Origin of the sequence: Staphylococcus lutrae, from assembly GCF_002101335.1 — a bacterium.
GTDB classification, from domain to species: Bacteria; Bacillota; Bacilli; order Staphylococcales; family Staphylococcaceae; genus Staphylococcus; species Staphylococcus lutrae.
On record NZ_CP020773.1, the window covers coordinates 1,034,913 to 1,056,181 of the forward strand.

Here is a 21,269-nt window from a genome sequence, read left to right on the forward strand (position 1 = left end):
TATTGAAAATTGGTAATATAAGTACAATACTGTGGATAGATGAGGGTGAATATAATGAAAAAATGGTTTGGGTGTTTTATGATTTTATTGCTTTGTGGCTGTCAACAAGAGACCGCATCTTCTGAAAACAGTTTAACTTTATATTCGCCATATCCACAACATTTAATTCAACCCATCTTAAGAGATTTTGAACAGCAAAAAAATGTGAAAGTCACTGTCATTGAAGACTCCACGCAAGTCTTGTTGTCTAACATTCATCAGACACCGAAAGCAGAACGTGGTGATGTGTTTGTAGGGGGTGTTTTAAGTGAGACGATTGAGTATCCTGAAGATTTTGTCGCCTATTCGCCACCCGAACATACACAATTTCGTCTTTCCCTATCAAAACAACCGTATGTAACACCGTTTATTTTGATGCCTACCGTTATTGTGGTGAACACCGATTTACAAGGCACGATTCCGATTGAAGGGTATCATGACTTAATGCAACCTTCGCTTTATCATAAAGTCGCCTACTCTAATCCTAAAACAACGACAACGGGTTACCAACATATGCGTGGCTTATATCATCTTCATCATCGTGTAGAGGATGTTCATCAATTTCAAAAACAAGCGGTACAATTATCAAAATCATCAGATGTCATTGCTCAAGTTGCGAAAGGACGTTATTACGCAGGCCTGAGCTATGAGCAAGATGCACGAACTTGGTTGCAAAAAGGCTATCCTCTCAAAGTCATCTATCCTGTTGAGGGCACGGTACTTAATGTAGACGGGATTGCGCTTGTTAACAATGAGAACCCCCATCCCAAGCGTCGCGCACTCGTCGATTATTTAACAAGTTATTCCGTACAACAACGTTTGGCACAGCAATTCGGTGTAAAACCTATTCGTCGTGATGTCACAGAAATTCAAGAACCTGGTATTTTACCATTACAAGATATTCCATTGATACCTGAAACGCAATTGCCACATGAAAACCATCAAAAATTTTTGGAGCGTATACAATGAAAACGGATCAACCTTATCGCCATCAGTTACGTCGTTCCCTGTTCATTTCAACGATATTACCCGTCTTTTTAGTCATTTTGCTTGGTTTTGTCAGTTTCTATACTTTGTATATTTGGATTGAGCATCGCCATATACAGCAACATGTTAATGAAGCGCAACAACATTTTAGTCAAACCAACATACAAATTGATCATACGCTTCAACAGGAATCATCGTCACTGCGCCACCTTGATTTGAATCGCCCACAAGATGTCACCGCACTCAAACGGTTACTACTGACACTTGTTCATCAACAACCTGGCACGGTTTACTTTGAAGTTGAAAATAATACCACACCGATTACAAATAATTATGAACGTCATAACGTTCATCAATTCTATTTATTGAATCGTCAAAAGATTCAACTTCAGCACGAAAACGTCACAATTTCGTTTTATTTTGCACAAACACCGCATTTAGATGAAGTACAAGATAAATATGCACATACAACTTTAATATTAGACCGTTTTGATCATATATTATACTCGAATTCCGCACAATTTCATGTTGATGATACATTCGTAAACCCCAAGTTCGGGTTTCTATCTGAACGCGTCAAACTAAACGATCAAGGAGATCAACTGATTCAATTCAAAGATATCCATCAAACATTAGAAGATGGTATAAAACTTTTGGCGATTATCGGCATTGCCTTTATACTGTTATTGATTTTCGGTTTTATCAATGCCCATACGATGGCACGTAAACAAACCAAAGATATCGAATTGATGATTCGCCGGATTAACGACGCGCAACACCGTCAACTTGGCGTGTACCAACCTCTCGGACAACCGAGTGAACTTGAAGCCATTAACACGTATATATACGAATTGTTCGAATCCAATGAAACGCTAATTCATTCAATCGAGCAAACAGAGCAACAACTGAGAGAAATTCAATTAAAAGAAATCGAACGTCAATTTCAACCCCATTTCTTATTCAATACGATGCAAACGATACAGTATCTTATCACACTGTCCCCGCAACTTGCACAGCAGGTGGTTCAACGTCTAAGTCAAATGTTGCGCTATACGTTACGGGTCAAGACGGACCGCGTTCCTTTGAAAGAAGAACTCGCTTACGTTCAACAGTATGTCTCGATTCAAAATGTACGCTTTGATGATAGCATCGCATTAAAACTAGAGATGGATCCAGCGCTCGAGAATGCTCCAATCCGTAAAATGATGATACATCCATTAGTTGAAAATGCCATTAAACATGGGCGCCAAACTTCAATCTTAACGATAACCATACGGGTCACAGCTACACCACGTGCTTTACGTATTTTTGTCCATGATAATGGACGGGGCATGACACCTGAACGGCTTGCAAGCGTCCGCCATGCGGTGAATGATGATCTGTTTGACACCGCTCATTTAGGGCTTAATCATCTCAACCACAAAGTTCAAATCCAATACGGATCACGAGCACGGTTGCGTATTTTTTCGACCGATCAACAAGGAACTTTGATCGCATATCAATTGCCTAGAGAGGAGAATCACGATGTATAAAGTCGTCATTTGTGATGATGAACGGATTATTAGAGAAGGCTTGAAACAAGCGATTCCATGGGATCAATATCATTTTGATGAAGTCTTGTTGGCTAAAGATGGCGTTGAAGCGTTATCGCTCATCCGTGAACATCGTCCCGACCTTGTCATTACCGATATTCGAATGCCACGTATGGATGGGGTACAATTGTTAGATGCAATAAGCGATATACCCTGTCAAAAAATGATTTTATCCAGTTACGATGATTTTGAATATATGCAAGCAGGGATTCATCATCATGTGCTAGATTATTTATTAAAACCGATTGACACCCTCCAGCTTTGTCAGCGTTTAGAACAGTTTGTTCCTGTGCGTATTCAAGCACAACCTATCCATTCGCACCGCGTGTTTCAGCCATTAATGAAGCTGGAATACCCTGATTATTATGTCAATTACGTCGTTCAACATATCCATCAAAATTATTATCGAAAGTGGTATGTCACCGATTTGGCCTCCCATCTCGCCGTCAGTGAATCCTACTTAATTCGTGTCTTTAAAGCCCATGTCGGCATCACGATACTCGATTATCTCAATCGCTACCGCGTCAACCAGGCACTATCTTTACTTCAGAGTGGGGATAAACATTACGAAATTGCTGAAAAAGTAGGTTTTTCAGATTACAAAGCTTTTAGTTATCATTTTAAAAAATATTTGAAAATGGCACCACGGACGTACGTGCAATCCAGGCATAGCGCACTTTGAGACACGAATCAAGCGCGCCATTCCCCATTATAAAAATGCATCCTACAAGTTTTGAAAACGACTTTTAGGATGCATTTTAAATCACACTTTATATCTTTAAACTTCGAATTTTCTTTTCTTCATAAATGGCAACAATACCGAGAAGTATCATACCTGCAAAAAGTGCGATGTAAAAGACGATAAACACATCTGTCCATCCACTTAATGTATATCCGAACACAGTTAACCCATTGCGCTCTGGATCTGCTATCGCTGCTAATCCGACTTTAGCCATCGAGTCACCAAACAAATACGCAAAGGAGCCTGTCATCCCATTGGCCACGCTGATCGCATTTTTCGGTACAAATCCAGTTAACGCAACACCGATTAATAATTGTGGTCCAAAAATCAATGCGCCGAGTGTAAATAGTGAGATGTTCACCATCATCACACTTGTTGCATTCGTGTAGAAGAGTACGACAAAAGTAATCAAAAACATACAACCAATCGCTACAACGGCACGGCGTCCTTTCAACAAATCGGATACATATCCCCATAGAAGGCTGGCAACCAACGCACCAATTTCAAAGTAAAAAATTGTATTGACCGCGTCAGCTTTGTCGAAGTGTAAATGTTCAGACACATAAAGTGGCGCCCAGTTGTCAATACCGATACGAACGATGTAGACGAAAACATTGGATACACATAAAATCCAAATCACCGGATTTTTTAATATGTATTTTTTAAAGATTTGCCACTTCGTCATCCCTTGTGCATCGACATTTTCTTGCTCAATGGGTTCCTCCCATATCTCCTCAGCACGGTTCCATCCTAATTCTTCAGGGTCATCTTTACCGATAAAGAGTGTCGCAATCCCAATGAGGAGTGCAATCACAGATGGAAAGATAAACATTCCTATCACACTGCCGTTGAAAAAGACATTCGCTCCCCATAAAGCCAGTCCCCCTGCAATCGCGCCACCGATATTATGTGAGGTATTCCAAAATCCTAGGTAACGCCCTCTCTTTGTACGAGGCGCCCATCTTGAAATGGTCGAATAACTCGCTGGCCCTCCAACAGATTGAAAGATACCATTTAATCCCCACAAAACAATGAGTAAGCCCATCACAGAGCCATAATAACTCAGTACGAATCCCATGATGAGTACAACCACTGCTGAAAGAATAAGTAGAAAAGAAATAATACGTTTCGTATTTCTTCCGTCCACAAAATAGCCGAGTATCGTTTTTCCTAAGCCGTACGTAATACTAAAAGCTAAACCGATATAACCCAATTCGATTGTGGTCAAGCCAATTTCTTCTTTCAACAAAGGTTGCGCCGCTTTAAAATTGTTTCGAATCAAATACATGGCCATATAAGCAAAAAATACCACAAAAAATGCGCGTAAAAAATAGCGTAACCATAACTTCCGTTGAACTGATAATGGTATCCCTTGATTCGGTACCTTTTGAATATCAAAAAAGTTCATGTCCCTCACCTCTCGTTATCATTTAGCTACACTATAGCACCGGATGTAAACGCTTAACATACCAAAAATCATCATTTTATCCGAAAAATTGAACTCAACCATTTAAAAAATGACACTTTATTTTCACAATTCACATAATTTTCGTTATTTGATATATATTGCGATTGACACAAATAATTCTCAAAATTAAAATTAATTTGTAGATAGGTTTTTTAAAAGGAGGAGTTTTAAAATGAAAAAGATTGCGATTGCAGGCGCTGGCGCTATGGGCGGCCGTATTGGAAGCCAAATTAAACAAGCCGGCTATGATGTAACGTTAATCGACACATGGGAAGCACACGTGAATGCGATTAATGAAAAAGGGCTTGAAATCCAAACTGAAGATGAGACTTATACTTTGGACATTCCAGCGTTTTTACCTGATCAAGTTAATGACGTGTTCGACCTTGTGATTATTTTAACAAAATCTATGCATTCTGAAGCCATGCTCCGTATCTTAAATGACAATGGTACGATTAATAAAGATACGGCATTATTGTCCATGATGAATGGCTTAGGTCATGATGAACGCCTTTCAAAAATTGTACCTAAATCTCAAATCTTTTTAGCCGTAACAATGTGGACAGCGGGCCTACGCGGACCTGGACAATTGTTGTTAGAAGGTCAAGGTTCTATTGATTTCCAACGTTCAGATGGCCACGCTGATGAACGTACGCAACGCATTGAACAAATCTTAAATGATGCAAAATTAAATGCGACAATCAGCGACAATGTGTTTAAATCTATTTGGGCAAAAGCAACCGTGAATAGTGTCATGAACCCACTCTGTACGATTTTAGACAAAACGATTTATGAATTTGGGACTTATGAACATTCACGTGAAATGATTCATCCAATTGTTGAAGAAATCGTTGCTGTAGCGGATTCACGAGGGGTCTCTCTTGATACAGATCAACTCATTAAAAAAATAGAGTCATCTTATCCTAAAGAAGCACAAGGTTTACATTACCCTTCAATGCACCAAGATTTATATAAAGGCCGTTATACAGAGGTAGACTACTTAAACGGACAAATTACAAAATATGGTCGTGAAGCCGGTATCGCGACACCGAATAATGAAATGTTGACGCATTTAATTCACCAATTAGAAATGAAACATATCAAATCTTAAACATATTCTGTTTATCAAAATTAACACAGCGGCAAGTATACGCACCGATAATGGGGACGTGTCGGTTCTTATCGGTCAATGTACTTGCCTTTTTATTGTGCCTCCTTCATTTACAGATCTCTTCAATATAAATTTGATCCCCAATGGATGCGTATCCCCCTTCACAGGGTTGCTTAATCACAGTGGCATGCAATAGCAAATTGGCAAAACACCATAAAAAAGTATATATTTTGTTATGTTTATGCCATAAAATATTTCCTTTATTCCGCCTTGTACGGAATAGATGTATAATTTTTAACATTTTTCAGAAAATTATGTTGATTTTTTAACTCACGCAGTTTATAATCATTTCCATAGCAAGCAATAAAATATATTTTGTTATTCAATTCGTTAACGACTGCTTGGCTATCTTTGGCATACGGTCCATCCGTCTACCCTCTCAACTTCTCTTTTTCTCTGGATGTCATATGCGAGGAGGCTGAACCATTGAAAGAATATCGCCATTATATTCATCAAGTAGGCACAATTAAAACGCTTTTAGAAGGACATCTAGAAAGTGAAGTCACAATTGCAGAACTATTACGTTATGGCAATTATGGTTTCGGTACACTCAATCATACAAATGGGGATTTTGTGATTATTGATGGTCAGCCCGTTCATATGAATCAATTCAATGAACATCACGGATTAAATGGTCGCGAAAAAGTACCATACGGCGCTGTTTTTCATTATAGTCCACAGGTGACCTTTGACATCATAGACACACATCACACCTATCTATTCGAACGTATTAAAGAAAAATTCAAAAGCGATCAATTGTTTTCCATAACGATCATCACAGGTTTTTTTAACGAGTTGCATCTGAGTATCTACACAAAACAAGAAAATCGTAAACCGTCGTCACATGGTAGACAATCGCTTCCCTTAACACAACTTGAACGGGCAGTCAGAGAGATGACAGGAACGTTGTTGATACTCTACACGCCCCATGAGATGAGCGGGATCCATCCACCGGGGTTTAGTGCATATTTTGTTTCAGAGTATCATCACATCGTAGGAAAAGTGTTGAGTTTTAATGTGGTAGAAGGTCGTGCCGCACTCCAAAGTTTTGACGGATTCTCTGTAATCTGTCCAGCTGTTGACCCTTTGTTTATTCAGTATTTCCCTGAATAACTTGCATTACGCCATTACGCCCAAACAAAGAGATGTTGTGCGTATATTCATACGTCAATTAAGAGCAAGTTCCCTCGCTTAGAACGTTGCAGTGAAAGTATTCAACCTAAAATTAAACAATTGCATTTTCTAAAGTAAGTTGACTTGTCTTAAATACGTCATTAATCCATTGAATACGAGTAAAGAAATGCTACTGTATGTGACATTCATGCCTCATACAGTAGCCCCTTTTTTTGAACCCATATTTAAAAATAGTGCAACAGCGATGATTCTATCCAAAAACATTCGGAGAACCATCGCTGTTTCTTTATGCTTTAAAGGAAGACCCACACTGATCAATGATTTTTTCTACCGTTTTCTGAATCACCTGTATTGTAGGATTTAATATGGCTTTAGGCTGATATAAATCAGGTTGATTGGTAAGTATGGCCCTTAATGCATGACTCCATTCGAGGTTGATTTCAGTGTTGAAATTAATCTTACTATGGCCATATTGAATTGCACGACTTAAATCATCATTAGATAAGCCTGACGCACCATGCAATACCAGCGGCATCTTTAATTTTTGATTAATCCGCTGCATCATATCAAATCCGAGTTTTGGCTCACCTTTATACGGACCATGAACAGACCCGAGTGCAGGGGCGAGACTATCTAAATGTGTCTCTTCTACCAGTGCGATACAATCTGACACAGAGGCATACGCCACTTGGTGGATCATACCATCTTCATTCCCACCAATTGCGCCAATCTCACCTTCTACACATACGCCGCGCTGATGTGCATAATCAACGACTCGTTGCGTATGGTGGATGTTGTCTTTTAATGCCAATTGAGAACCATCATACATAACAGAATCATATCCCGCATCGATTGCGCTGTAACAAGATTCAACGGAACGTCCATGATCTAAATGGACATAATAAGGAATCGTAATCTTTAAACTTTCGGCTTTTAATCGAATCAGTTGATTGATAAATGAATAGCCGCCTAGATCATCTATCAACTTATCCGTTGTTCCAAGTATAATCGGTGAGCGCTTTTTCTCAGCAGCGCGTAAAATGCCTTCAATCCAAATGAGACCATTGACATTGATTTGAGGAATGGCATAATGGGCTCGGTATGCTTTCTCTATAGCCACTTTCATAGTGCTCCTCCTCTCATGAATGAATTTTGATTGGCAATCCTGTTACTAAAGATTCCTTACATTTTTCAGCGATTTCTTGCGCTTTTAACCCGTCTCTAATTGAACACGCCACCGCTTCGTCATGAATCATCGCTTGTATAAATGCATTCATTTCATCCGCATAAGCTTGTTGGTACCGTTCAAGAAAGAAAAATGGAGGATTATCTTGTTTGATTCCATCTGCTTTCGCATACGTTAAAGTATTTAAATTTTCATTTCCTACACTGATTGCACCGTTGTCTCCTAAAACTTCAATCCGTTGATCATAACCATAAACGCTTCTTCGACAGTTTTCTATAACACATAACGCTTGATTCTCAAAGACCAGTGTCACGATTGCTGTATCAATATCGCCAATCTCTTTCAACGCTGGATTCACTAATGCTTGACCTTTGGCGTAAACTTCGACAACTTCTGATTGCATTAAATACCTTGCCATATCAAAGTCATGAATCGACATATCCATAAACAAACCACCAGAATGTTTCACATATTCTATCGGAGGCGGTTCAGGATCTCTGGAAGTAATTCTCAAAGATTGAATTTCACCAAGTTCACGCTTTGCTAACACATTTTGCAATGCAGCAAAGTTTCTATCAAAACGTCTGTTGAACCCCATTTGTAATTTAACCCCTGACGCTTCAACACACTTCACCGCTTCTTTTGATTCTGATAAAGTTAAACTGATCGGTTTTTCGCAAAAAATATGTTTTCCTTTTTCACATGCCAATTTGATAATATCGACATGGGTATCCGTTGGCGAACAGATAATAATAGCATCCACTTCAGGATCATTGATCACATCTTGATGATTTTTTGTACGTTTTTCGATACCTTGTTCCTCAATCCAATCCTTGAGCTTATCGCAGTTCAAATCAGAGACCCACTTGATTCGAACATTGGGGTGCTTTCTAAGATAATCAATATGCAGTTGACCGATGCGTCCTGCACCAATCACACCTACTGTTATTTTCATTTACATTCCTCCTATTCTCGCTAAAACAAGTGGTGAAAAGATAGTATATGTGATAATGACAATGACAATAATCACGATTCCGACAATATATCTATATTTCCAAGGTGTAATATCAACCTTTGAATAATTTGCACTGAAATCAAATGCGTTAGATGGTTTGATTTTGTTGAATAAAAGTAAAATCAATAGATCGATAAAAAAGAGCACACTCAAGACATACAAGAAATGAATATTTGTCAATAACACTTTTGAAAGCGCATACATAACTATGTGAAAAATAAACATCACTTTCGCACCTTGGCTAGACGTGTGTTTTGCAAAAAATCCAACTAATATCAACACTAACAACGGCATATTGTAAACACCATTAAACTCTTGAACCACAGCGTATAAGCCTTGTGGGAAAAGCGAAATCATTGGCGCTAAAATCACTACGATGATTCCCACAACCACTGTCGTAATGTGCCCCACCTTCGATACTTGTTTGTTGGAAGCCGTTTTATTCATTGTTGATTTGTATAAATCGAGTGAGAACAATGTGGCCGTACTATTGAGTGATCCTACAAATGAACTTAAAATCGCACCAAAAATCACTGCACCAAATAAACCATATGCCCATTCAGGCAATACAGCATTCACTAACATTGGATATGCATTATCCGGATGATCAATTTGGTCACCTAGCATATTAAAAGCAAGGATACCTGGAAATACTAGGAATAATGCCCCAAAAATTTTAAAGATCCCAACGAACATTGCACCTTTTTGGGCTTCTTTAAGGTTTTTACCAGCCAATGCTTTTTGAACAATCATCTGATTCGTACACCAAAAGAACAAGTTGTTAAAAAACATACCGAAAAATAAAGTGGGCCAAGGAACAATTTGAGAGTCTATCGCACCAATCGCATTCAATTTTTCCGGTGTCTTTTGAATGACTTTATCGAACCCTTGTAAAAAACTACCATCACCGAAAATAGTCAGTCCTAATATAGGGATAGAAAGACCGCCAATTAATAAACCGATACCATAAATCGAATCGCTATGTGCACTCAGCGACAGTCCGCCGACAAAGAGATAGATGACACCGACAACACCAATAATCGTCGATATTAATATCACTGCCGTCGTCTGGCTCACGTTCAAAATCCCACTGACATTGAATATTTTATTGAAAACGAGCGCACCAGAATAAAGGACAACCGGAAGAAATGAAACAACGTAAGTAAATATAAATAGCATAGATACCAATTTTTTTGTGAAGGTATCATAGCGTAATTCTACAAAATCAGATATCGTATCAATGCCATATCTGAAATATTTTGGTAAGAACACCCATGCGAGTATTACAATCGCAATCGCTGCTGTTACCTCCCATGCCATGACCTCCATTCCCGCGACAAAACTTTGACCATTTTGTCCTACGATCTGTTCGGTAGATAAATTCGTCATCACGATTGTTGACGCAATTGTAAATGCAGTTAAGCTTCTCCCTCCCATAAAGAAACCTTCTGAATGACTTGTATCAATTTTTCTACTCCTGACATATGCATAAAATCCAACTAAAGAAATGACGATTAGAAAAGAAACAATTGCAAACAAACCCATAGTCTTCACCCCTTAAAAGCATATCGTGCTTTGTATTCAATTTTTAAATCGTATTCATATAATCTCTTGCTTTCTTTGCATAGAGGAATGGATTGGCAATCGCAGGATCTTGCTCTGCCTCAACTACAATCCACCCTGCATAATCTGAATCATATATTTTCTCTAAAATGGGTTTAAAGTCGATATCTCCATCCCCTGGTACAGTAAAAGCCCCTTGCTTGACTGCCTCTAAAAACGACAAATTTTCTTCTTTCACACGTTTAACGATTGATTCACGAATATCTTTAAAATGAATATGATGAATTCTATCTTTAAATAAATTAAAAATGTCCAAACTCTCTTCACCAGAAAAGTGTAAATGGCCCGTATCAAATAACAGAGATACATTTTCTGCATCGGTTAACGCCATTAATTTCTGAATTTCTTCTTTTGTCTGTACACCGGTCCCCATATGGTGGTGATACACAATTTTCATGTGATGTTGTCTGGCTATCGTACCTAAGCGATTCAGGCCATCTGCTAATTGCTGCCATTCCATCTCATTGAAAACTGGTTTAGACTGAAATAGCGGGCATGCGATATCTCCTTGAATACTTTTACCTTGTTCTGAAACAACAATGACTTTTGCATTTAACGCTTTTAAAAAGTTCAAATGTTGGATAAAAGCGGTCTCTGTTTCTTCGTAAGGTTTTGTCGTCAAATATAAGCTTAACCATGCACTTGCGACTTCTAAATTTCTTGGTTTTAAGTAGCTGTTCAACACGCTGACATCTTTAGGATATTTGTTACCGATTTCTGTTCCTTCATAGCCGGCAAGTGCCATTTCACTAATACACTGTTCAAATGTGTTCTCTTTTCCCAATTCTGGTAAATCATCATTTGTCCAAGCAATCGGTGCACATGCGTATTTAATGAATCGCGTCATTCTCTTCACCTCATAAATAAATTACTTTCTTTTCATCAAATGATTGTTGCATCGCTATAGCCACTTCAGTACTTTTCATTCCATCCACACCCGTCACTGTGGAAGGCGTTTGTTTGATAATCGCATTCACAAACGACTGGATTTCATTAATAAATGCCTCTCTAAATCTCTCGGGAAAATGATGAGAAGTCGGACGGACAACACCATTTTCATCATAAAGCGTCACTAAATTTTTCTCTGGTGCATTGCCAATCCTAATCATGCCTCGAGTTCCAATCAATTCCGTTTCAACATGATAGCCGTGCATGGCATTTCTGCCTGCCAGTAAATAGACAACAACGTCATTGCTTAACTGAGCAAGACAGGCACCTGTTTCCAATTCTGAATACTCTGATAATTGAGGCGCTGCGATATGATTTCCTAACGCATAAACGGATTTAAACTCTGCGCCAGAGAACCATCGAACTAAATCAATATCGTGAATCGACATATCTAAAAATATACCGCCACTTGTCGCATTCCTCGCAAAGGAGATAAAATCATTCAAACCTACATGAGGGTCAATGCCGTAACACCTGATTGAAGTTAATTCACCTAACGTGCCCGCTTCAATTAACGACTTGGCATATTGATAAGAATGATCAAACCTTCTCATAAAACCGAGTTGAAAAACTAAATCAGGACTGCTTTCAATGTTTTGAACGACATTTTCAATACTTTTCATCTCTAATCCAATGGGTTTTTCTGAAAACACGTGGAGTCCTTTTTCTAAAGCTTGAGAAATTTGTACCGTATGAAAGCCACTTGGCGAAGCAATGACCACCGCGTCTAAATCGTTTTGGTTGATCATCTCTGTATACGATTGGTAACAATAAGGTACACCTAACTCATTTTTGGCATACGCCAATTCCTCTTCAACAATTGAAGCGACTGCCCACAACTCAGCATTCGGTATCGCGTTAACAATATTTTGAGCGTGGACCTTTCCTAATCTCCCAAGCCCAACTTGCCCTATTTTAATTCTTGTCATGCGGATTCCTCCATCAATATTTCTTAGCGTTAATCATATGTGCCTGTTTTTCTTCAAATGCTTTAAGAATTTTTGATTTTCCACTCGCCTCTGAAACACCGACATTCCAGAACGACGCATAACCTTTCGTCATTGTTTTAGGCAATGTCTTTATATCAAACAACGTGCTTTTCTCTTGTAAACGTGCGGCTTGGATCGCTTCTTGTAACAAGTTTAAATCATTCACTTTATAGCCTTGTGCACCGTAACCTTCAGCGATTTTTTGATAATCAATATTCAAAACATCTCCTTGAGCGGTTAGAAATTCGGTACAAAAGCTATCGCTACCGTTTGCCATTTGTAAGTTGTTGATGCACCCAAATCCACTATTATCAAATAACACAATATTAATTTTGTGATGGTATTGTAGTGCTGTCACCAACTCTGAATGCAACATTAAAAAGCTACCGTCCCCCACAAAAGCATACACTTCTTTCTCTGGTTCAGCTAATTTCACACCTAAAGCGCCTGCAATCTCGTATCCCATAGTGGAGTAACCATACTCCATATGATACGTATTGAAAGTATGTGCTTCCCATAAACGTTCCAAATCTCCTGGTAACGACCCCGCAGCCGCAACAATCACTGCATCGCTTTCGATTTGATTATTGAGCGCAATCAAAACATTGGTTTGTGGCAACGCTGTATTTAACTGTGCAACATATTTTTGAAACTGCGCGTCTTTAAATGCGTCATTGATTTCAGGTTGATACGCTTTTGCGTTGATATCAATATGCGCTAAACGGCGACGTTCCGCTTGCCATTCGTTCTTTAACTGTTCAATCTCATCGGCATTCGCTTGAGACGTTCTCGTCAAACCATGAGAAATTTCTTCTAATGTCACTTTGGCATCTCCTAAAACATCAATCCCTTCCAACTTTAAAGCGTCCATACGATTGACATTAATATTGATAAATGATGCCTTTTCAAAGTGAAATGCTGTTTTGGATCCTGTCGTAAAATCTGAATATCTTGTACCAATGCCAATAACGACATCTGCTTTTTTAGCATACCTATTCGCCGCTAAGTTACCGGTTACCCCGACACCACCAAGATTATATTTAAAGTTTGCAGCGACTGTTGATTTACCCGCCTGCGTTTCAACAATCGCAATCTGATGTTTTTCACTCAATTGCTTGATGATGTCATATGCTTCCGAATATTTTGCGCCGCCTCCCACAATAAACAATGGATTCTCAGCACAATTGATTTGATCAATGGCTTTTTCTATTGCGCGTTGACTTGGGCGTAGACGATCCATATAATGGATTCGTTTTTCAAAAAATGACACAGGAAAATCATAAGCTTCCCCCTGAACATCCTGGCTCAATGCAATGGTCGCGGGTCCTGCTGTTGCCGGATGGGTCATCACTTCAAAAGCCCTTAACAGCGCACTCATGATTTGTTCAGGACGTGTAATACGATCAAAATATCTCGATACAGGCTTCAATGCATCATTTGTCGTCACGCCTATACTATAGGGCTGTTCTATTTGTTGAAGCACTGGATCGGGTTGTCGTGTCGCAAATGTATCTCCCGGTAAAAACAAAACAGGGATATGATTGGCTAATGCCGTTCCTGCTGCAGTCACAAGATTGGCTGCACCCGGCCCTACTGATGTTGTGACAGCATAAATACTTTTTCTAAGTTTTTGTTTGCTAAATGCCGTAGCGACATGTGCCATTCCTTGCTCATTTTTACCTTGTAGAATATTCAATTGATCTTGATATTGAAATAATGCTTCACCGATTCCTAAAACATTGCCGTGACCAAATATATTAATGACCCCTTCAACAAAACGTGATTCTTTACCGTCTATTGAAATGAATTGCTGTGTTAAAAATTTAACAATTGCTTCTCCTGTAGTCAGTCGTATTGTTTTTGACATCGTAACACTCCTAACTTTGCGCTTGAATGAGCGCTTCTATTTTGTCAATTGTCGGCATTGCTTCACTTGAACTGTGGCGACTTACAACGATTGCTGCAGAAGCCGCACCATATTGTAATGCTTTTTGTATATTTTGCGTTGTTATCAATCCATATAAAAACGCTGCCGCATATGAATCACCCGCACCAAAAGTTTTCATAACTGTCGCTTTATAGGCTTGACCTACAAAATGTTCACCTTGACTTGTATACGCATTCGAACCTTGAACCCCGCGCTTAATGACGACCAGTTCAGCTTGACCCTGCTTAAAAATCAGCTCGCTCACTTCTTTGTCCGATAACGTTTGATACGCATCGATTTTCTCAAATTCCTCTCTTGTACCAATGACGATATTCGCTTGATTGACAAACAGTTCATAGTAGAGCGCCGTTTCCTCATCATTTGTCCATGAATACGGTCTATAATCCAGTTCAAAAATGACTTTCACACCATTCTTCTTTGCAATCAGCAACGATTTAATCACCGCTTCACGTGAAGGTGACTGAGACAATGCCACCCCGGAAATTAATAAGTAATGACTGTTACGAATATAGGCTTCATCTATATTTTCAGGTTTTAAGTTGAGATCAGCGACTTTTTCTCTATACATTAAGATACTCGACGCTTCTGGACTTAAAATCTCTGTAAATGCCAATCCTGATTGACGTCCATCCTTATCAATAGAAATCTGTGACGTATCGACACCCACATCATTTAAATATGTCGTGATAAAACGCCCATGCTGATCATCAGAAACGTTTGCGATTAACCCGACATCTAATCCTAATTTGGATGCCCCAATGACAATGTTTGCAGGAGAGCCACCGACATATTTTCTGAACGTTTTCGTTTCTTCCATAGGACAATTGATTTCTACAGCATTCAAATCAATCGCAGCACGCCCTATCGCTACGATATGCTTTTTTCCGCTCATCGTATTTTCCTCCTATTCTCTATCGATAATCCATTCATGTTCTTTTGCATTATTAAACTTCCACACTTTTTTCGGTCCCGCCATCACATTTAAATAGTAACTATCATAGCCATCAGGGACTCCAACAGGATGGTAGCCTTTCGGAACGATCACGACGTCCCGATTTTCCACAGTCATGGTCTCATCGATACACTGATCATCCGTATATACACGTTGAAATACGAATCCTTGTCTAGGGTTCATTTCATGGTAGTAAATTTCTTCTAATAGCGATTCATTTGGCAAGTCATCCACATCATGCTTATGTGGCGGATAGCTCGACCAGTTTCCTTGATCGGTATACACTTCGACTACTAATAAATGCTCACTGGCATGGTGATCGTCAGGCAATATATTTTGAACATATCTTTGATTCGCATATTTCCCTCGGTGTTCTGTCGTGTTTTCTTCTGCGCGTATGAAATACGTCGGGCGTTGTGTACGACATTTTGAATAGCACACAATCACCGTTGCTGAATTGACCGCTTTGATTGTGATATCGCGGTCTCTTGATGCGTAAAGACTGTCTGTCGGAATTTTGTCGAAAGCAGATGTTCTGCGCCCTAAATCGTTAAAAACCTGACCATCAATCGTCACATTGACTTTGCCTGTATGAACAACTAAACAGACTTCATATTCTTTTGTTTCAAACGTATATTCTGCACCATTTGTTAAATCCATCACTTCAAATCCGATATACTGTAAACCTAAATCGTCCATCTGATGCCGATGTACAAATGAAACATCTTGCTGGGTTTGCGTTGCTTTCCTTAATAAGTGAGACATAGATATCCCCCCTAAAATCTTGGTTGACCTTGTCGCGCCGTCACGACTTTTCTATGCGTATAAAATTCGACACTGTCTTTGCCATTACAATGCAATGATCCGAAGAAAGATGACTTCCATCCAGAGAAAGGAAAAATAGCCATAGGGGCTGGAACACCTAAATTAATACCTAACATGCCGGCATCAATGTTCTCCCTAAAATATCTTATTGACGAAGCACTGTCTGTAAATAAACAAGCACCGTTTGCAAATTCTGATTGATTCGCAAGTTGGATTGCTTCTTCTAAAGAGGCCACTTTCACTAATGATAAGACAGGCGCAAAAATTTCATCTTTCCAAATTGTCATCTGTGTCGTCACATTTTCAAAAATCGTTGGTTTGACAAAATAACCTTCCGTTTTATTGTTGTCACGACCATCTAAAACAAGTGTTGCCCCTTCTTCTACACCGATATCGACATATTTCAAAGTTCTTTCTCTATTTTCTTCACGAATGACCGGACCGAGAAAAACATTATCTTCAATACCATTACCAATCACAATATCTTGTGCTGCCTGTACTAATTTTTCTTTAAATGATTCATACACACCTTCTTGTACCGCAACGACTGCCGCTGCCATACACCTTTCTCCAGCTGAACCAAACGCAGCCCCGATGACATCTTTAACCGCCTGATCAAGATCCGCATCATTTAAAATAATCGTATGGTTTTTCGCCCCTGTTAAACATTGCACCCTTTTTAAATGACTTGTCCCTTTTTTATAAACAATTTCTCCAACTGTTTTAGAACCCACGAATGAGATGGCTTTAATATGCGTATTTTCACAAATTCCGTTCACAACATCTACTGTGCCATGCACAACGTTAAATACACCTTTAGGTAATCCTGCTTCCTCCAAAAGCGTAACAATCTGATTGACTAATAGTGGCGTCTTTTCAGAAGGTTTAATGATAAATGTGTTTCCTAATGCAATCGCCATCGGAAACATCCAACATGGGACCATCATTGGAAAATTAAAAGGCGTAATCCCTCCAACGACCCCAACAGGATAACGATAGCTTGTTCCTTCTATATTCGTTGCGATGCTGGATAACGCATCTCCCATCATTAATGTTGGTGCCGCACAAGCAAATTCAACGTTTTCGATACCACGCTGTACTTCTCCTAAAGCTTCTTGTGTATTTTTACCATTTTCTTTAGTAATAATGTCAGCAAGCAATGCTTTGTTCTTAATCAATAACTGTTGAAATTTAAATAAAATACGCGCTCTTTTTGGAACTGGAACATCTTTCCATTTCATAAATGCTTCTTGTGCAATTTCAGCTGCTTCATCTAATTCTTCACGTGTTGAAACGGGGACATAAGCGATCACTTCTTTTGTTGCTGGATTGACAACTTCAATTTTTTCTTCTGACTTGGATTCAATCCATTTTCCACCAATATAATTTTTCAAAAGTTCAGCCATAAAAACTACCTCCCACTTTAGTAAGCGCTTTCAAAAGAAAAGAATAATGAATACATGAGCAACTATTGATAATATATTGGTCATGTATTGATTTTTATTCTAAATGAGGGGGCATTATCTGTCAACACATTGATGAACTTTTGTACTTTTGATTGTTATTCCTCCATTTTTTGGGTATATTCATATTATTGGAGGAATTATTTATGAAAGCGAAACGTATTTTTGAAATTGAACGATTTATCAATGATAAAACAGCAGTCACACTCGATGAACTGAGTCAGCACTTTAATGTTTCGATTAACACCATAAGAAGAGACATTAATCAACTTGTTCATTTAAATAAAGTTAAGAAAGTGTATGGAGGCGTTAAATCTGTCAATACGTCTCATTCAAGTGCCATTGATTTTAATGCACGTAATATCGAATACTCAGAAGAAAAAAAGCATATAGGAAAGTTGGCAGCACAAAAATTAGTTGCAGGTGATGTCGTCTATATTGATACAGGGACGACAACCATGCATATTCTCGACTATGTTGATAAGTCTTTGCCGCTTACAGTGATTACAAATAGCTTGGATGTCATTAATAAAGCCTCACAATTTGATGAAATGGATTTATTTGTTATCGGCGAGCAATTCAAAAAAACAACACGCTCATTTATCGGTATTGATGCACACTCTCTACTAAATAAAATGAACATAGAAAAAGCGTTTATGGCCGCAACAGGGATTAATGTAACCAATGGCCTTAGTAATTCTGAACTTGAAGAAAATGATATTAAACAAATCGTCATGAAAAAAAGCAAACAAAAATTTATTTGTGTGGATTCTAGTAAAATGAACAAAAGTACATTATTGACCTATGCACCACTTGAGTGCGTATGTTCCATTATTACGAACCAGCCACTACCGGATAACATCTCAGAATTTGCGAGTCAACATGACATCGAAGTCTTATATTAAAACGTTTTCATAACACGAATTTAGGTCGACCTAAAAATGTCACAAATGCATGGAATACCGCACTCCCCTTATGTTTAGATTGTTTCGATATCTTTTTCTCAACTTTTTGTCATGTCATTTTATTTGAAACTCGTGTTATCATTCGTCATACTGGAGTTGTTATCATAATGTTTCAAGGAGTGAAAGTCAGTATGAATCAAGTACAATTCGAGAAAATCAAAAATGGAAAAGGGTTTATTGCAGCACTTGACCAAAGTGGTGGCAGTACCCCTAAAGCATTACTCGGTTATGGTGTGACAGAAGACCAATACCACAACGATGATGAAATGTTCAAATTGGTCCATGATATGCGTACACGAATTGTGACATCCCCGTCATTTACTTCAGACAAAATTATTGGTGCGATTTTATTTGAACAAACAATGGATCGTACAGTAGAAGGAAAAAACACGGGTGAATATTTAGCTGATAAAGGCATTGTCCCTTTCTTGAAAGTTGACAAAGGCTTGGCAGAGGTCGATGAAGGGGTTCAACTCATGAAACCTATACCTGACCTAGATCTCCTGCTAGATCGTGCAAATCGCCATAACATCTTTGGTACCAAAATGCGTTCAAACATTTTAGAGTTTAACAAATCAGGTATTGATGCCGTCGTTGCACAGCAATTTGACGTTGCACGACAAATCATCGCAAAAGGGCTCGTACCGATTATCGAACCAGAAGTGAATATTCATGCAGCCCAAAAATCAGATATTGAAGCGTACTTGGCAGAAGTCATCACGCAACATTTAAATCAACTCGGTTCTGAAGACTACGTCATGCTCAAGTTAACAATCCCAACCAAGAAAAATCAATATCAATCATTGATTAATCATCCTAATGTGATTCGTGTTGTCGCATTGTCTGGCGGCTACAGTCTTGAACAAGCCAACGCATTTTTAAAAACAAACGAAGGATTAATCGCAAGTTTCTCTCGTGCTTTAATTAATGATTTGCGTGTCGATCAATCAGACGAAGCATTTGATCAGCTGTTAGGTCAAACGATTGACGCGATTTACGATGCATCCGTCAACAAAGCTTAATTTATAGATGCAAAACATGAATGTGATACACGAAACCCCCTCCACGAAACGTGAGGGGGTTTTTGAATGGCGCTCATGTCATAGTTTTACTATTTACAATTTAAAAATGCCCCTATCCTACCGTTCATCACGGTATCGTAGGGGCACAAGCCACTTTAATGTTTATGCGTTAATGCTTTTTCAATATTTTTCACATTTTCTCTCATCAACGATTGATATGTGGCATCTTTCGCTTGGTCATCTGTCACCGCTTCCATATTATTAAACTTCAATGGCTCGGCTTTTGTTTCTTTGCGAATCGTATCTGTCACTTTATTCGCGACATTTTCTTCATAAAGAATATATTTTGCATCGATATCATTAATTTCTTTTACAATTTCAGTTAATTGTTTTTGTGATGGATCTTCAGCACTTAAACTTTGAACCCCTTTTTGTTCAAAGCCATAACGTTTAGCAAGATAACCTAATGACTCATGTGAAATGAATACAGACTCGCCTTGGTGATCTTTCGTCGCTGCCTTCAAGTCTTTATCAATACCCTCTAAATCTTTCAATAGTTTATCCGCATTCTCTTGATATTCTTTTTTATGATCTGGGTCGCGTTTAATTAACTCATCACGAATCGCTGTCACAAATTTTTCGTCCAATTGAGGATCTAACCATACATGCGGGTCATACGTACCATGGCGATGTCCGTGTTCATCATGATCTGCGTGGTCATGATCGTGGTCGTCTTCTTTTTTGCCCGCTTCACCATGTTCATGTTCGTGCTCGTGTTCATCCTTTATTAATACACCTTTATCGATATGATCTTCTAACGACAATTTATGATCATCTTTTTTAATCGCATCTGCAATTTTCTCTGCAACTGGATCTAAATCATCACCTGTATATATGAATAAATCCGCTTTACTTGCCTCGACAATATCCTTTTGTGACGGTTCAAAATCATGTAAGTCCGCCCCTTTTGGATAAATAGAATTTACTTCTACGTGCTCGCCACCAATTTGTTTAACAAAAGATTGTAATGGAAATACAGTCGTTGTTACTTTAAGTTGCCCTTTTGATGATGTTTTTTCTTTTTCATTTCCATTACCACATGCTGCAAGAATTATACTCGATAAGAGTATTGTTCCCAATACTTTCAATACCTTTTTCATTATGGGTTCTCCTCCTCGTCCGATAGTAATCATTACGATT

At 38.6% G+C, this 21,269-nt stretch carries 17 protein-coding genes and 1 pseudogene; 7 read left to right on the forward strand and 11 right to left on the reverse strand.

The genetic code is table 11. From position 1 onward, the window contains the following. Positions 1–54 precede the first annotated feature (54 nt). Genes B5P37_RS04915 through B5P37_RS04925 form a run of 3 tightly spaced genes read left to right on the forward strand, consistent with a single transcriptional unit; the run spans position 55 to position 3,300 of the window. A complete protein-coding gene (locus tag B5P37_RS04915; protein WP_085237183.1) occupies positions 55–1,008 on the forward strand; it encodes an extracellular solute-binding protein in 954 nt (317 codons plus the stop codon). Then, positions 1,005–2,558, forward strand: a complete 1,554-nt coding sequence (locus B5P37_RS04920) for a sensor histidine kinase (protein ID WP_085237184.1) — start codon at positions 1,005–1,007, stop codon at positions 2,556–2,558. The genes B5P37_RS04915 and B5P37_RS04920 overlap by 4 nt, the downstream gene beginning before the upstream one ends. Continuing rightward, positions 2,551–3,300: a response regulator transcription factor gene (locus B5P37_RS04925; protein ID WP_085237185.1), complete on the forward strand. Its 750-nt coding sequence runs from the start codon at positions 2,551–2,553 to the stop codon at positions 3,298–3,300. The genes B5P37_RS04920 and B5P37_RS04925 overlap by 8 nt, the downstream gene beginning before the upstream one ends. Before the next feature lie 88 nt (positions 3,301–3,388). Here the strand turns inward: B5P37_RS04925 and uhpT are convergent, their stop codons facing one another. Continuing rightward, on the reverse strand, positions 3,389–4,768 hold the full coding sequence (gene uhpT / locus B5P37_RS04930; RefSeq protein WP_085237186.1) for a hexose-6-phosphate:phosphate antiporter: 1,380 nt from the start codon (positions 4,766–4,768) through the stop codon (positions 3,389–3,391). A 232-nt stretch (positions 4,769–5,000) separates the two neighbouring features. Between uhpT and B5P37_RS04935 the strand changes: the two genes are divergently transcribed. Beyond that, the gene (locus B5P37_RS04935) at positions 5,001–5,939 is read left to right on the forward strand and encodes a ketopantoate reductase family protein (RefSeq protein ID WP_085237187.1); all 939 of its coding nucleotides are present in this window, start codon (positions 5,001–5,003) and stop codon (positions 5,937–5,939) included. 486 nt (positions 5,940–6,425) lie between these two features. After that, positions 6,426–7,112, forward strand: a complete 687-nt coding sequence (locus B5P37_RS04940; RefSeq protein ID WP_085237188.1) for an acetolactate decarboxylase — start codon at positions 6,426–6,428, stop codon at positions 7,110–7,112. Positions 7,113–7,419: 307 nt separating this feature from the next. Here B5P37_RS04940 and B5P37_RS04945 read toward each other — a convergent pair whose 3' ends face one another. The 9 genes from B5P37_RS04945 to B5P37_RS04985 are packed head-to-tail and all read right to left on the reverse strand — an operon-like array spanning position 7,420 to position 18,025. Next, positions 7,420–8,259 carry a class II fructose-bisphosphate aldolase gene (locus B5P37_RS04945; protein WP_085237189.1) on the reverse strand — a complete coding sequence of 280 codons (840 nt, stop codon included), beginning with the start codon at positions 8,257–8,259 and terminating at the stop codon, positions 7,420–7,422. Positions 8,260–8,272: 13 nt separating this feature from the next. Next, positions 8,273–9,274: an inositol 2-dehydrogenase gene (gene iolG / locus B5P37_RS04950; protein ID WP_085237190.1), complete on the reverse strand. Its 1,002-nt coding sequence runs from the start codon at positions 9,272–9,274 to the stop codon at positions 8,273–8,275. Then, positions 9,275–10,879 carry a solute:sodium symporter family transporter gene (locus tag B5P37_RS04955; protein WP_085237191.1) on the reverse strand — a complete coding sequence of 535 codons (1,605 nt, stop codon included), beginning with the start codon at positions 10,877–10,879 and terminating at the stop codon, positions 9,275–9,277. It lies immediately after the preceding gene. Positions 10,880–10,922: 43 nt separating this feature from the next. Next, positions 10,923–11,804 carry a myo-inosose-2 dehydratase gene (iolE, locus tag B5P37_RS04960; protein WP_085237192.1) on the reverse strand — a complete coding sequence of 294 codons (882 nt, stop codon included), beginning with the start codon at positions 11,802–11,804 and terminating at the stop codon, positions 10,923–10,925. Positions 11,805–11,814: 10 nt separating this feature from the next. After that, positions 11,815–12,834, reverse strand: coding sequence for a Gfo/Idh/MocA family oxidoreductase (locus B5P37_RS04965; RefSeq protein WP_085237193.1), 1,020 nt, complete (start codon positions 12,832–12,834; stop codon positions 11,815–11,817). Between the two features lie 13 nt (positions 12,835–12,847). Further along, the gene (gene iolD / locus B5P37_RS04970; protein ID WP_085237194.1) at positions 12,848–14,761 is read right to left on the reverse strand and encodes a 3D-(3,5/4)-trihydroxycyclohexane-1,2-dione acylhydrolase (decyclizing); all 1,914 of its coding nucleotides are present in this window, start codon (positions 14,759–14,761) and stop codon (positions 12,848–12,850) included. Positions 14,762–14,771: 10 nt separating this feature from the next. Next, a complete protein-coding gene (gene iolC / locus B5P37_RS04975; protein WP_085237195.1) occupies positions 14,772–15,734 on the reverse strand; it encodes a 5-dehydro-2-deoxygluconokinase in 963 nt (320 codons plus the stop codon). A 12-nt stretch (positions 15,735–15,746) separates the two neighbouring features. Then, positions 15,747–16,559, reverse strand: coding sequence for a 5-deoxy-glucuronate isomerase (iolB, locus tag B5P37_RS04980; RefSeq protein WP_085237196.1), 813 nt, complete (start codon positions 16,557–16,559; stop codon positions 15,747–15,749). An 11-nt stretch (positions 16,560–16,570) separates the two neighbouring features. Continuing rightward, positions 16,571–18,025: a CoA-acylating methylmalonate-semialdehyde dehydrogenase gene (locus tag B5P37_RS04985; RefSeq protein ID WP_085237197.1), complete on the reverse strand. Its 1,455-nt coding sequence runs from the start codon at positions 18,023–18,025 to the stop codon at positions 16,571–16,573. A gap of 203 nt (positions 18,026–18,228) precedes the next feature. Between B5P37_RS04985 and B5P37_RS04990 the strand changes: the two genes are divergently transcribed. Together B5P37_RS04990 and B5P37_RS04995 are read left to right on the forward strand one after the other, a co-directional pair. Further along, complete coding sequence (locus tag B5P37_RS04990) at positions 18,229–18,987, forward strand: DeoR/GlpR family DNA-binding transcription regulator (protein WP_085237198.1); 759 nt, start codon at positions 18,229–18,231, stop codon at positions 18,985–18,987. A 191-nt stretch (positions 18,988–19,178) separates the two neighbouring features. Further along, positions 19,179–20,069 (forward strand): fructose bisphosphate aldolase, encoded by an 891-nt coding sequence (locus B5P37_RS04995; RefSeq protein WP_085238422.1) that lies wholly within the window; start codon positions 19,179–19,181, stop codon positions 20,067–20,069. 161 nt (positions 20,070–20,230) lie between these two features. On the opposite strand, the pseudogene B5P37_RS05000 reads toward B5P37_RS04995, so the two are convergent. Further along, positions 20,231–21,229: pseudogene (locus tag B5P37_RS05000) on the reverse strand (metal ABC transporter solute-binding protein, Zn/Mn family); the annotation flags it as partial. Positions 21,230–21,269: the final 40 nt, after the last annotated feature.